The organism is Pseudomonas sp. PDM16, assembly GCF_014851865.1.
GTDB lineage: Bacteria > Pseudomonadota > Gammaproteobacteria > Pseudomonadales > Pseudomonadaceae > Aquipseudomonas.
Genome location: NZ_JACVAM010000004.1, coordinates 443,793 through 456,567, shown reverse-complemented (window position 1 = coordinate 456,567; position 12,775 = coordinate 443,793). Strand labels below are relative to the sequence as shown.

Below are 12,775 nucleotides of genomic sequence, written 5' to 3'. Positions count from 1 at the left end.
GATGTCGCAGGATGTCACGTGAACAGCAGGAGGAGAAGGATGAGATTCACCAGCAAGGAGCACAACGCGACCGTACGCCAGACCTTCAGCGGCTCGCGCTCCAGCAGGGGGCGAGGGCGTACGTTGAGCGCCTGGCGCTCGCCCTGTTCGAGCACCAGCAGCCACTCCTCGGCGGTCTCGAAGCGCTCTTCCGGACTGGCGGCCACGGCGCGCAGCAGGCAGTCGTCGAGCCAGGCGGGCAGGTCCGGGCGGTAGCGGCTGGGCGCGGCCGGCTTGCCGAAGCGCGGGTGCTGGAAGGCCTCGATCTCGCCGTAGGGATAGTGCCCGGTGAGCAGGCGGTAGAGGGTGATGCCGGCGGCGTAGAGGTCCTGCTGGCAATCCGGCGCGGCGCCGGCGAAGGCCTCGGGGGCGATGTAGCTGGGCGTACCGGGCAGGGCGTGCTGTTCATCGCGCGACAGGCCGGGACAGTAGGCCAGGCCGAAGTCGAGCAGGCGCAGCTCGCCGTCGTCGCACCAGAGCAGGTTCTCCGGCTTGATGTCGCGGTGCAGGATGTTGCGCCGGTGCAGCAGGCCGAGGGCCTTGAGCAGGCGCGGGGCCAGGTCCAGCCATTCCGGCAGGCCCAGTTGGCCGCTCAGGCGCAGGTGCTCGGCCAGGGTCTGGCCGGCGTATTCGCGCTGCACGTAGTACAGATGCTGGCGCTGTGGCAGCGGGTGCGCCTCGGCGAAATGGCGGCCGGCGACGCGGCGCAGGAACCATTCCTCCAGCAGCAGGGCCGAGCCGGCCTGGGCCTCGTCGTGGCGGCTGGCTGGCAGGGTCTTGAGCAGCCAGCGCCGGGCCTGGGTGTCGCGCACCCGGTACACCAGCGACTGGCGCGACTCGCCGAGCAGGCGCTCGATCTGCCAGCCCTCGAATTCCTGGCCCTCACGCAGCCTGGGCGGCAGCGGCCATTGCTGCAGCTGGGCCAGGGTGTCGGCCAGGTCGTTGTCCGGTAGGGCGTCGACCTGCACCAGCACGGCGCTGGCATTGTCCTGGCTGCCGGCCAGGTGCGCCGCGGCGACCAGCGCCTGGCAGGCGGCGGCCGGGTCGCTCTCGTCCAGCAGTAGGCTACGGATGCCGGAGTCGCCCAGCGTCGACCACACGCCATCGCTGACCAGCAGGTAGCGCTCGTCCTCACGCAACTCGCCTTCCAGGTAGTCGACCACCAGGTGCTGATCCAGGCCCAGGGCGCGCTTGAGCACGTGCTGCATGCCCGGCTGCTCCCACACGTGGTCCTCGCTCAAGCGCTCCAGCTGGCCGGCGTGCAGGCGATAGACGCGGCAATCACCGACATGCGCCAGGGTGAAGCGGCGACCGCGCAGGACCAGCGCCGAGAGGGTGGTGAGCAGCGGTTGGCCGCCACCATTGGCCTGTAGCCAGCGGTTATGCGCGACCAGCAGGCGGTCCAGTGCCTGGGGCACGGCCCAGGTCTCGGGCGTCGAGTAGTAGTCCAGCGCCAGGGCCTGCAGGGTGGCACGGGCGGCCAGGCCGCCGTCTGCGCACTGGCTGACGCCATCGGCCAGGGAGAACAGGAAGCCCTTGCTGGCCGCCAGCGTCGGCGCAGGGGTGACCACGCGGATGGCGTCCTGGTTCTCCGTGCGCGGGCCGGTAGCGCTTGCTTCGCCGAAACTCAGTTGCAGGGCCATGCGGGCTCTCATGGGCAAGGGCGCCACATGGCGCCCGAAGGTGTGCAAGTCGGTTGAGACAAAGGCCGGGCCGGTGCGCCCCAAGGAGCGTCGCCACTCCACCTTTCCTGACCAGTGCGCGAGCCGCCGCCGGCCCGGCCTTTGTCGCAACCGTCCTCTTCAGTGATGCCGGGCGCACTGGGCGCCCGGCCTCCAACTCAGACGCGAGCGACGGTGACGGCCGCACTGCCCCAGGTGGTGCGCCAGCGTAGCTTGACGCCATGCAGGCCGAACCAGGCCAGCACGCCGAGGCTGGCGAACAGCCACAGGCCCAGCTGGTAGTCGCCGGTGGACTGCTTGATGGCGCCAAGACCTGCGGTCAGGCAGAAGCCGCCGATGCCACCGGCCATGCCGATCAATCCGGTCATCACGCCGATTTCCTTGCGGAAACGCTGTGGCACCAGCTGGAACACCGCGCCGTTGCCGGCACCCAGGCTGAGCATGGCGACCACGAACAGGCCCAGGGCGGCGTAGGCGCTGGGCAGGTTGAAGCCCACCGCGGCAATGCAGATGGAGGCGCAGGTGTACATCACCAGCAGCGAGCGGATGCCGCCAATGCGGTCGGCCAGGGCACCGCCCAGCGGGCGCATCAGGCTGCCGGCGAACACGCAGGCGGCGGTGTAGTAGCCGGCTTTCACCGGGTCGAAGCCGTACTGGTCGTGGAAGTAGCCGGGCAGGGTGCTGGCTAGGCCGAGGAAGCCGCCGAAGGTGATGCTGTAGAAGAACATGAACCACCAGCTATCGCGGTCGCCGAGGGCCTTGAGGTAGTCGGTCATCGACTTGGGTGCCGGGCGCTCGGGAGCGTTCTTGGCCACGCTGGCGAAGATGATCAGGGTCAGCACCAGCGGAATCAGCGCCAGGCCGAACACGTTGCTCCAGCCGAAGGCGGCGGCCAGGCCCGGGGCGAACAGGGCGGTCAGCACGGTACCAGAGTTGCCGGCGCCGGCGATGCCCATGGCCTTGCCCTGGTGCTGCGGCGGGTACCACTGCGAGGCCAGCGGCAGGGCCACGGCGAACGAGGCGCCGGCGAAGCCGAGGAACAGGCCGAGCAGCAGCGCCTGCTCATAGCTGTGGATGCCGTGCTGCCAGGCCACCGTGAGGGCGGCGATGACGATCACCTGGCCGATCAGGCCGGCGGTCTTCGGCGAAGTGCGGTCGGCCAGCAGGCCCATCAGGAAACGCAGCACGGCGCCGGCCAGGATCGGCGTGGCGACCATCATGGCGCGCTGCTGGGTGGTCAGGCCCAGGTCGGTGGCGATCTGTACGCCCAGCGGGCCGAGTACGTACCAGATCATGAAGCTCAGGTCGAAATAGAGGAACGCGGCAAACAGCGTCGGTGCGTGGCCGGCTTTCCAGAAACTTGTATTCATCCAACACCTCATCATCGAGTTAGAGTCCCGCCGGTGGCGCAGCGCCGTGATCGTGGGCACGTTGCCTTGCCGCCTGCGGGATGAGCCCGGCGCTTGTGGCGCCCGGCCCCGTGGCCGAAGCCACAGCCAGGTTGAGAGAGTTACCGGTCGACGTCCGGATCGCGGTCCGCCGACCGCCCCATACGCTGGGGCGGAAACGCAAAAGGCGCCGCACCACTGACCGCCTGAGCGGGGAGGTGCGACGCCTTTGTCGTATCGGGGGCAACCGCCGTTGGATGCCTGTGACAGGGCTTGAGCAATACTCGGGCCAAATTCGCAGAGCCGCGGTAAATGCGGGATCAGCTCGTTTGATGCGGTTCTTCTTGGGTCAAGACGGTGCGTACCGGGGTGGCTGCGCACTGACTCGGGGCGGGCTCAGGGCGCTGGTGGCGCCGGGAAGCGCACGACAGGACCGCTCGGCTCCTGCCCTGGTGGTAGTGCGGCGGGTGCCGGCTGGCCAGCTTCGCCGAGCTGGGCGACGAAGCGGTGGATACTGCGCAAATCGTCTTCGCTCATGCGGTGCAGGGCGCGGTTGGGCATCGGCGGGCGGTAGTTAGCGCTGCGCGCCAGCAGCACCCACTGATCTTCGCTGAGCTTGGGCAGCAGTAGGCGCAGATTGCTCGCGTAGCTGGTGCCCCAAGGGCCATTCCAACCCAGGCTGTCGCCGGTCAGCCAGGCACTTTGCGGAATCCTGTCCGCAGCCACGGTATAGCCGGCGGTGTGGCAGTCGTTGCAGCCCGCTACCTCGACCAGGTAGCGACCATGCTCGGCGGAGGGTTCGGCCAGAACCGGCAAGGCGCAAAGTGTGGCGATCAGAGTGGGCAGGGTACGAGTGAAGCGGGGCATGATGGGGTGCTCGGTGGTGGTCGGGCCTCCGTTATGGCAGGCCAGCGTTCGCCGAGCGTTCGCCCCAGGTGCTTCAGTCTAGCCAGTTGACCTCGGGGAAGGTGGCGCGGAAGGTTTCCGGCATCGGCACCACCTTGTTCTGCTGGTAGTCGAAGAACACGAAGCCGGACTTGGCCAGGGCGATGAGGGTGTTGTCCGCCGGGCGGGTGATGCGGAAGATGATGTCGCCGCCGTAGCGGTTGAAGTCCATCACGCCGACTTCGAACAGCAACTGGTCGCGCGAGTGCGACTCGGCGCGGTACATGGTGGCCAGGTCGGTGACGATGATGCCGTGCGCCTGGTCGGCTTCGCGGATGCCGAAGTCGAACAGGAAGCGCGCGCGGGCCTCGGAGATCATCGAGATCATGGCGTCGTTGCCCAGGTGGTTGCTGGCATTGATGTCGGTGCTGCGCACGGTCATGTGGGTGCTGTAGCAGAACTGCTGCTGGGAGAAATCGAGCTGGAGACGGGCCATGACTGCTGCCTGGTCGGGAGAGGGGGCGACAGTCTACTCTCGGCGCTGCGGTACGAAATCATTGGCGTGGTGAATGGGGAGGTTGCATGACGTTGAACATGACCCTGCAGGCAGGCCTGTGGGGTTGGCTGGCGGCCAGCAGTCTGTTGCTGGGCGCGGCCATCGGCGTGTTCGTCAGGCTGCCGCGCAAGGCGGTGGCATCGATCATGGCCTATGGCAGCGGTGTGCTGATCGCCGCGATCTGCTTCGAACAACTGCCGGACGCGCTGCGCCTGGGTGGACATCTTCCGAGCCTGGCCGGGATGTTCTGCGGTGGCCTGGTATTCGTCCTCGCCAGCCGCTGGCTGGAGCGCCTGCAGGGTGGGCAGGGCGCCATGGCCGGGCTGCTGATCGCGGCGGGAGCCTTTCTCGACGGCATTCCTGAGTCGCTGGGGCTTGGCCTGGGCCTGCTCGACGGCGGTACGGTCAGCCTGGTGATGTTGGTGGCGATCTTCCTCTCCAACCTGCCGGAGGGTCTGGCCAGCGCCGCCGGCCTACGCGACGAGGGTCGCAGTCGGGCCTGGGTGTTCGGCCTGTGGGGCGTGATCGTGCTGCTGTCGGGAATGGCGGCCATGGCCGGGCCTGGGCTGTTCGCCGGTTTGCCGGATACCTGGCTGGCCTTCGTCCTCGGCTTCTCCGCCGGTGCCGTGCTGTGCATGCTGGTGGACAGCATGATTCCCGAGGCCTTTGCCGAAACTCACGCGCTGACTGGCCTGATCACGCTGAGCGGGTTCATGACCGCGCTGGCACTGGACAAGGTGATCTGACCGCGGCGGGCGGCTTCCGCTACAATGCCGCGGTTTTCGATTCCTGCGAGCCCGCCATGTCCTGCCAGACCCCGATCATCGTTGCCCTCGATTTCCCGTCCCGTGATGCCGCCCTGGCGCTGGCCGACCAGCTCGACCCGAAGCTGTGCCGGGTCAAGGTCGGCAAGGAGCTGTTCACCAGCTGCGCTGCGGAAATCGTCTCGACCCTGCGTGATCGCGGCTTCGAGGTGTTCCTCGACCTGAAATTCCACGATATTCCCAACACCACCGCGATGGCAGTGAAGGCGGCGGCGGAAATGGGCGTGTGGATGGTCAACGTGCACTGCTCCGGCGGCCTGCGCATGATGGCGGCCTGCCGTGAAACGCTGGACAAGTTCAACGGCCCGAAGCCGCTGCTGATCGGTGTGACCGTCCTGACCAGCATGGAGCGTGAGGATCTGGCCGGCATCGGCCTGGACGTGGAGCCGCAGGAGCAGGTGCTGCGCCTGGCCGCCCTGGCCGCCAGTGCCGGCATGGATGGCCTGGTGTGCTCGGCCCAGGAAGCGCCGGCACTGAAGATCGCCCAGCCCGCACTGCAACTGGTCACTCCCGGCATTCGCCCGGTTGGTAGTTCGGTCGATGACCAGCGCCGCATTCTCACTCCGGCCCAAGCCCTGCAAGCGGGCTCCGACTACCTGGTGATTGGTCGCCCGATCAGCCAGGCCGCCGATCCGGGTAAGGCCCTGGCCGATATCGTCGCCCAGCTCGGCTGACCGCCTTGCATCCAGAAGAGTGATGACGCCCCCGGTGCCTTCATCACTCCTTTGGATGATCCTGCACATCGCGCCCTGATAGTGCTGCTCGCCGCCGCGCGCGCTGGCTAGACTCCGCTCACTTCCAACTCCTGCGAGGATGCAGAAATGAGCATGACCTTCTCCGGCAAAGTAGCCTTGGTAACCGGCGGTGCAGCCGGCATCGGCCGCGCCACCGCCCAGGCCTTCGCGGCCGAGGGGCTGCAGGTGGTGGTGTCGGATGTCGATGTGGCGGGCGGCGAAGGCACCGTGCAGGCCATTCGCGCTGCCGGTGGCGAGGCGGTCTTCGTGCGTTGCGACGTGACCCGCGATGCCGAGGTGCAGGCGCTGATGGAGCAGATAGTTGCCACCTACGGCCGTCTGGATTACGCCTTCAACAACGCCGGTATCGAGATCGAGAAGGGCAAGCTGGCCGACGGCGACGAAGCTGTGTTCGACGCCATCATGGGCGTCAACGTCAAGGGCGTGTGGCTGTGCATGAAGCACCAGCTGCCGCTGCTGCTGGCCCAGGGCGGTGGTGCCATCGTCAACACCGCGTCGGTCGCTGGCCTCGGTGCCGCACCGAAGATGAGCATTTACGCCGCCTCCAAGCACGCGGTGATCGGCCTGACCAAGTCCGCCGCCGTCGAGTACGGCAAGAAGAAGATCCGCGTCAACGCCGTGTGCCCGGCGGTGATCGACACCGACATGTGGCGCCGTGCCGCCGAAGCCGACCCGAAGAAGGCCGAGTTCGTCGCCGGCATGCACCCGGTCGGGCGCATCGGCAAGGTCGAGGAGATCGCCGCTGCCGTGCTGTACCTGTGCAGTGATGCCGCCGCCTTCACCACCGGCCACAGCCTGGCCGTGGACGGTGGCGCTACCGCGATCTGAGTCGGCTCTTCATTGGCTGAACATGAAAACGCCCGGGGCTTGCCCGGGCGTTTTTCTTTCCGCGCTCAGGAAAGCCCGAGCCTGCGGTCCAGCCCGCTGCGGCGGATCACCAGTTTCTCCAGTTCGGCGATGCAGAACACCAGTACGCCGGCCGCGACTATCTTCAGCCATTCGCTGGCGGCCAGGTCGGTCGAGCCGAACACGGCCTGCAGCGGCCCCCAATAGGTGAAGGCCAGTTGCAGCGGGATGCACGCGGCGATGGCCATCAGCACGTACGGATTGCCCAGCAATCCCCGGCGGTTGAATACCGGTGCGAGGATGAAACGGCTGTTGAGCAGGTAGAACATCTCCGCCACCACCACTGCGTTGACCGCCATGGTGCGCGCCTGCTCGACACTGGTGCCTGAGTGAACTTCCCAGTAGAACAGGCCGAAGGCGCCAAGCATCATCAGCACCGACACCAGCAGCACGCGCCAGATGAAGAAACCCGAAAGCAGCGGCGTGCCTGGCGATCTCGGGCGACGGCCCATGATGTCGCCCTCGGCCGGCTCGAAGGCAAGCGCCAGGCCCAGGGTGCTGGAGGTGACCATGTTGATCCACAGTACCTGCGCCGGGCTCAGCGGCAGGGTCAGTTCGAGCAGGATGGCGGCGATCACCACCAGCGCTTCGCCGCCGTTGGTGGGCAGCATGAACAGGATGAATTTCTTCAGGTTGTCGTAGACCGCGCGACCCTCGCGCACGGCGCGGACGATGGTGGCGAAGTTGTCGTCTGCCAGCACCACGTCGGAGGCCTCCTTGGCCGCCTCGGTGCCTTTCAGGCCCATGGCCACGCCGACATCGGCACGTTTCAGCGCTGGTGCGTCGTTGACCCCATCGCCGGTCATCGCCACCACCTGGCCATCGTCCTGTAGCGCCTGCACCAGGCGCAGCTTGTGTTCGGGGCTGGCGCGGGCGAACACGTCGACCTCCATGGCCACCCGGCGCAGGGCGCTCTCATCCATCATCGCCACTTCGGCACCGGTCACCGCCGGTTTACCGATGCCGATGGCCAGCTGCGCGCCGATGGCACGCGCGGTTTCGGCATGGTCGCCTGTGATCATCTTCACCCGCACGCCGGCCCGGTGGCAGTCGGCGATGGCAGCAATGGCTTCTTCGCGTGGAGGATCGATGATGCCGACCAGTGCCAGCAGGGTGAAGCCTTCACGGGTGTCGTCGAAGTCCAGATTGAGCGTGTCGGCGCCCGCCGGCTTGCGGGCCAGGGCCAACAGACGCAGGCCCTGGGCGGCGGTGTCCGTGGCCATGCGTCGCCAGTAGTCGGCATCCAGCGGCTGATCCAGGCTGCCATGGCCGAGCTGGCGGTTGCACATGTCGAGGATGCGCTCCGGCGCGCCCTTGACCAGGATCCAGCGCTCGTCGTCCAGCCCTCGATGTAGGGTGGCCATGAAGCGGTGCTGTGACTCGAAGGGGATGCTGTCCAGGCGCGGCCAGGCGCTGCAGGTGGCGTCGTGTTCCTGAGCGGACTTGCCGCCGAGCACCAGCAAAGCGCCTTCGGTGGGATCGCCCTCGACCCGCCATAGCCCGTCGTCGTCACGCATGCGTGCGTCGTTGCACAACACGCCGGCACGAATCGCCCACTCCAGGGCGGGGTAGTGGGGGATTTCCACCACGCGGCCGTCGACGCTGAGGTTGCCGACCGGGGCGTAACCGACGCCGCCGACATCGAATACATGACCGGCGCAGACCACTCGCTGCACGGTCATCTCGTTGCGGGTCAGGGTGCCGGTCTTGTCCGAGCAGATCACCGTGACCGAGCCCAGGGTCTCCACCGCCGGCAGGCGCCGGACGATCGCCTTGCGCCGGGCCATGCGCTGCACGCCGAGGGCGAGGGTGACGGTCATGATCGCCGGCAACCCCTCGGGGATCGCCGAGGCAACCAGGGCCACCACCATCATGAACATCTCTTCCGGCGAATGGCCGCGCCACAGGGTGCCGAGCACGAAGGTGAGGGCGCCAATGGCGAGGATGGCGATGGCCAGCATGCGGCCGAAGCGGTCGATCTGCCGCAGCAGCGGCGTTGCCATCAGGCGTACCCCGGCGAGCATGCGGTTGATTTGGCCCAGCTCGGTGGCCACACCGGTACCGACCACCACACCGGTGGCCTGGCCATAGACCACCAGGGTGCCGGAATAGGCCATGCCGTAGCGATCGCCCAGGGGCGCATCCTCGGCCACCGCGTCGACGGCTTTCTCCACCGGCAGGGACTCGCCGGTGAGCGCGGCTTCCTCGACGCGCAGCTCCTTGATCGCGATCAGGCGCAGGTCCGCCGGTACCCGGTCGCCGGAGGCGAGCAGCACGATGTCCCCGGGCACCAGCTCGCCGGCATCGATCTCCTGGCGCTTACCGGCGCGGATCACGGTGGCGTGCGGCGAGAGCATGGCGCGGATGGCGTCCAGCGCGGCCTCGGCCTTGCCCTCCTGAATGAAACCGATGATGGCGTTGACCAGCACTGCGGCCAGCAGCACGCCAGTGTCGACCCAGTGACCGAGCAGGGCGGTGACCAAGGCGGCCGCCATCATCACGTAAAGCAGGATGTTGTGGAACTGCAGCAGCAGGCGCATTAACGGACCGCGCCGTTTGGGTGGAGTGAGACGGTTGGCGCCGTACTGTTGCAGGCGCTGTTCGGCTTCGGCTGGATCAAGGCCACCGGTGCCGGTGGCCAGTTCGTGTTGCACCTCGTCAGCCGCCAGGGCATGCCAGGTACGGGGGCTGGTCTGTTCGCTCATGCGGGGCTTCCTTCTGTCGTCCTTTACACGCTGGGCGAGCCACGAGCGGCTTGCGTTGACCCAGAGCAAGGCTAGACGGCATCGCCGGGCACGACTGCCGGCGAATTTTTTGCATTCTGTAACGAGAAACCCGCATGTTTGGCACGATTGGCCAGTTACATCGCCTAACCGTCTCGTCAAGAATCGGGGTGGTTCAATCGGAGATACAACAATAATGACCGCTTCGCCCTTGCTGACTGCGTTCCTCCCCATTGCCCTTGGCATCATCATGCTCGGTCTGGGCTTGTCCCTGAGCCTGGCTGATTTCGCCCGGGTGGTGAAATTCCCCAAGCCGGTGCTCATTGGCCTCGGCTGCCAGATCCTGCTGCTGCCGTTTGTATGCTTCCTGATCGCCAAGGGTTTCGGCCTGGCGCCAGCGCTGGCGGTGGGCCTGATGCTGCTGGCGGCTTCGCCCGGCGGTACCTCGGCCAACCTCTACAGCCACCTGGCCCATGGTGACGTGGCGCTGAACGTGACCCTCACGGCGGTCAACTCGGTGATCGCCATCCTGACCATGCCTTTCATCGTCAACCTGTCGCTCGCCTACTTCATGGAGGGCGACCAGGCCATTCCGCTGCAGTTCGCCAAAGTGGTGCAGGTATTCGCCATCGTGCTCGGTCCGGTGGCCATTGGCATGGTCATCCGCAAGCTGGCACCGGGCTTTGCCAACGCCATGGAGAAGCCGGTGAAGATCATTTCCGCGCTGTTCCTGGTGCTGGTGATCGTGCTGGCCTTCGTCAAGGACTGGCAGACCGTGGTCGAGTACGCCCCGGTAGTCGGCATGGCCGCGCTGTTGTTCAACCTGCTCAGCCTGGCGGTCGGTTACTTCGTGCCGCGTCTGCTCAAGCTGCCGCAGCGTCAGGCGGTCGCCATCGGCATGGAAATCGGCATCCACAACGGCACCCTGGCCATCGCCCTGGCGCTGAGCCCGGCGCTGCTGAACAACCCGACCATGGGCATTCCGGCGGCCATCTACAGCTTCTTCATGTTCTTCACCGCTGCGGCCTTCGGCTGGTGGGTCAACTACGCCCACGGCAAGGAACTGGCCGAAGAGGCCAAGGCCGCTGCCTGAGTGCATCGTTGAAAACAAAAAAGCCCGGTTTTTCCCGGGCTTTTTTATGGGCGAACAAGGTGTTCGGGAAATGAATCAGCGCTTGCGCCAGTTGAGGATCAGCAGGGTGACCGCGCCGCCGACCAGCCCCCAGAAGGCCGAGCCGATGCCCAGCAGGGTCATGCCCGAGGCGGTGATCATGAACGTGATCAGCGCGGCGTCGCGCTCTGCCGGGGCGTTCATCGCCTGGGCCAGGCCGTTGCCGATGGAGCCGAGCAGGGCCAGCGCTGCGATGGACAGGATCAGGGCACTGGGCAGGGTGGTGAACAACGCGGCCAGGGTGGCGGCGAAGATCCCGGCGATGCCGCAGAACACGCCATTCCACAAGGCGGCGGTGTAGCGTTTGCGCTTGTCCTCGTGGGCCTCGGCACCAGTGCAGATGGCCGCGCTGATGGCGGCCAGGTTGATGCCGTGGGAGCCAAATGGCGCCAGCAGCAGCGAGGCGATGCCGGTGGTGGCGATCAGCGGTGATGGCGGTACGTCATAACCGTCGGCCCGCAGCACGGCCAGGCCAGGGATGTTTTGCGAGGCCATGGCCACCACGAACAGCGGAATACCGATGCTGATGGCTGCGGCAAAGGAGAAACTCGGCGTGGTCCACACCGGCACCGCCACTTCCAGCTTGAGGTGGCTGAAGTCCAGCATGCCCAACACGGCTGCCGTCACTCCACCGACCAGCAGTGCGGCGAGCACTGCGTAACGTGGCGCCAGACGCTTGCCGAGCAGGAAGGTGAAGAACATCGCCAGCACCAGCGTGGTGCTGGTCTGCGCGGCGATGAAGATCTCGCTGCCAATGCGGAACAGGATGCCGGCCAGCAGTGCAGCCGCAAGCGAGGCGGGCAAATGGCGCATGACCCGCTCGAAGGCGCCGGACAGACCGAGCAGGCTGAGCAGCAGGGCGCAGATGACGAAGGCGCCGACCGCTTCTGGATAGCTCACGCCCGGCATGCTGGTGATCAGCAGGGCAGCGCCCGGCGTCGACCAGGCTACTACCACCGGCGTGCGGTAGCGTATCGACAGAGCGATTGTGCAGATGGCCATGCCGATCGACAGTGCCCACAGCCAGGAGGAAATCTGCGCGGCGCTGAGCCCGGCTGCCTGGCCGGCCTGGAACATCAGCACCAGCGAACTGGTATAGCCGGTGAGTGCCGAGACGAAACCGGCCACCACGGCGGAGGGCGAGGAGTCGGCGAGAGGGCGCAGGCGACGCGAGGTATCCATGGCTTCCGTGACGTTGCTCATCAGAAGGTTCCCTTGACGTCGATCAGGATAGGGTAGAGCGAGGCCACCAGCAGCAAAGCCATGCCGATGTTGAACGCGCGCAGCACGCGCGGCTTGTCCAGCCAGCGGCGCAGCAGGCTGCCGGCGACCGTCCACAGGCCGACGCTGGGGCAGTTGACTAGGGCGAACAGCGCGGCGATCAGCAGCACGTTGACCAGGAAGCCTTCCTGCGGGGTGTAGGTGGTAATGGCGCCGATGGCCATGATCCAGGCTTTGGGATTGACCCACTGGAAGGCCGCGGCCTGAAGGAAGGTAAAGGGCTTGCCTGTGCTCTTGCCGTCCGCATCTGGAGCGCCGGAGCCGGCGATCTTCCAGGCCAGGTACAGCAGGTAGGCGGCACCTCCGTAGCGCAGCGCGGTATACAGCGGTGGGAACTGTTCGAACAACTGACCGAGGCCCAGGCCGACGGCCGCCACCAGCACCATGAAGCCCAGGCTGATGCCGAGCATGTGCGGCACGCTGCGGCGCACGCCGAAGTTCACCCCGGACGCCAGCAGCATCATGTTATTGGGGCCAGGCGTCACCGAGGTGACGAAGGCGAAGAGTACGAAAGCGATCAGCAATTCCGAGGTCATGGCAGTTCTCCGTGGATGCTGGCAGCCTA

11 protein-coding genes are annotated in these 12,775 nt (G+C 66.7%); 4 read left to right on the top strand and 7 right to left on the bottom strand.

Translation table 11 applies throughout. From position 1 onward, the window contains the following. Positions 1–14: 14 nt before the first annotated feature. The 4 genes from IB234_RS16955 to IB234_RS16940 form a co-directional block, all read right to left on the bottom strand. On the bottom strand, positions 15–1,682 hold the full coding sequence (locus tag IB234_RS16955) for a bifunctional protein-serine/threonine kinase/phosphatase (RefSeq protein ID WP_192320007.1): 1,668 nt from the start codon (positions 1,680–1,682) through the stop codon (positions 15–17). A gap of 197 nt (positions 1,683–1,879) precedes the next feature. After that, the gene (locus tag IB234_RS16950; RefSeq protein ID WP_192320005.1) at positions 1,880–3,091 is read right to left on the bottom strand and encodes a nitrate/nitrite transporter; all 1,212 of its coding nucleotides are present in this window, start codon (positions 3,089–3,091) and stop codon (positions 1,880–1,882) included. A 414-nt stretch (positions 3,092–3,505) separates the two neighbouring features. After that, positions 3,506–3,976, bottom strand: a complete 471-nt coding sequence (locus IB234_RS16945; protein WP_192320003.1) for a cytochrome C — start codon at positions 3,974–3,976, stop codon at positions 3,506–3,508. A 73-nt stretch (positions 3,977–4,049) separates the two neighbouring features. After that, entirely contained in the window at positions 4,050–4,490 is a 441-nt protein-coding gene (locus IB234_RS16940) for a thioesterase family protein (RefSeq protein ID WP_192320000.1), read from the bottom strand. An 86-nt stretch (positions 4,491–4,576) separates the two neighbouring features. Between IB234_RS16940 and IB234_RS16935 the strand changes: the two genes are divergently transcribed. The 3 genes from IB234_RS16935 (at position 4,577) to IB234_RS16925 (ending at position 6,957) form a co-directional block, all read left to right on the top strand. Beyond that, positions 4,577–5,296, top strand: coding sequence for a ZIP family metal transporter (locus IB234_RS16935; protein ID WP_192319998.1), 720 nt, complete (start codon positions 4,577–4,579; stop codon positions 5,294–5,296). A 56-nt stretch (positions 5,297–5,352) separates the two neighbouring features. Then, positions 5,353–6,048, top strand: a complete 696-nt coding sequence (gene pyrF, locus IB234_RS16930) for an orotidine-5'-phosphate decarboxylase (protein ID WP_192319996.1) — start codon at positions 5,353–5,355, stop codon at positions 6,046–6,048. Between the two features lie 147 nt (positions 6,049–6,195). Continuing rightward, a complete protein-coding gene (locus IB234_RS16925; protein WP_192319994.1) occupies positions 6,196–6,957 on the top strand; it encodes an SDR family oxidoreductase in 762 nt (253 codons plus the stop codon). A gap of 65 nt (positions 6,958–7,022) precedes the next feature. On the opposite strand, the gene IB234_RS16920 is transcribed toward IB234_RS16925, so the two are convergent. Continuing rightward, the gene (locus tag IB234_RS16920; RefSeq protein ID WP_192319992.1) at positions 7,023–9,740 is read right to left on the bottom strand and encodes a cation-transporting P-type ATPase; all 2,718 of its coding nucleotides are present in this window, start codon (positions 9,738–9,740) and stop codon (positions 7,023–7,025) included. A 214-nt stretch (positions 9,741–9,954) separates the two neighbouring features. On the opposite strand from IB234_RS16920, the gene IB234_RS16915 reads away from it, so the two are divergent. Further along, positions 9,955–10,851 carry a bile acid:sodium symporter family protein gene (locus tag IB234_RS16915; protein ID WP_192319990.1) on the top strand — a complete coding sequence of 299 codons (897 nt, stop codon included), beginning with the start codon at positions 9,955–9,957 and terminating at the stop codon, positions 10,849–10,851. A gap of 75 nt (positions 10,852–10,926) precedes the next feature. Here IB234_RS16915 and IB234_RS16910 read toward each other — a convergent pair whose 3' ends face one another. Both IB234_RS16910 and IB234_RS16905 read right to left on the bottom strand, forming a co-directional pair. Continuing rightward, positions 10,927–12,132 (bottom strand): benzoate/H(+) symporter BenE family transporter, encoded by a 1,206-nt coding sequence (locus tag IB234_RS16910; protein ID WP_192319988.1) that lies wholly within the window; start codon positions 12,130–12,132, stop codon positions 10,927–10,929. Continuing rightward, a complete protein-coding gene (locus IB234_RS16905) occupies positions 12,132–12,746 on the bottom strand; it encodes a LysE family translocator (protein ID WP_192319986.1) in 615 nt (204 codons plus the stop codon). Before IB234_RS16905 ends, IB234_RS16910 begins: the two co-directional genes overlap by 1 nt. Positions 12,747–12,775: the final 29 nt, after the last annotated feature.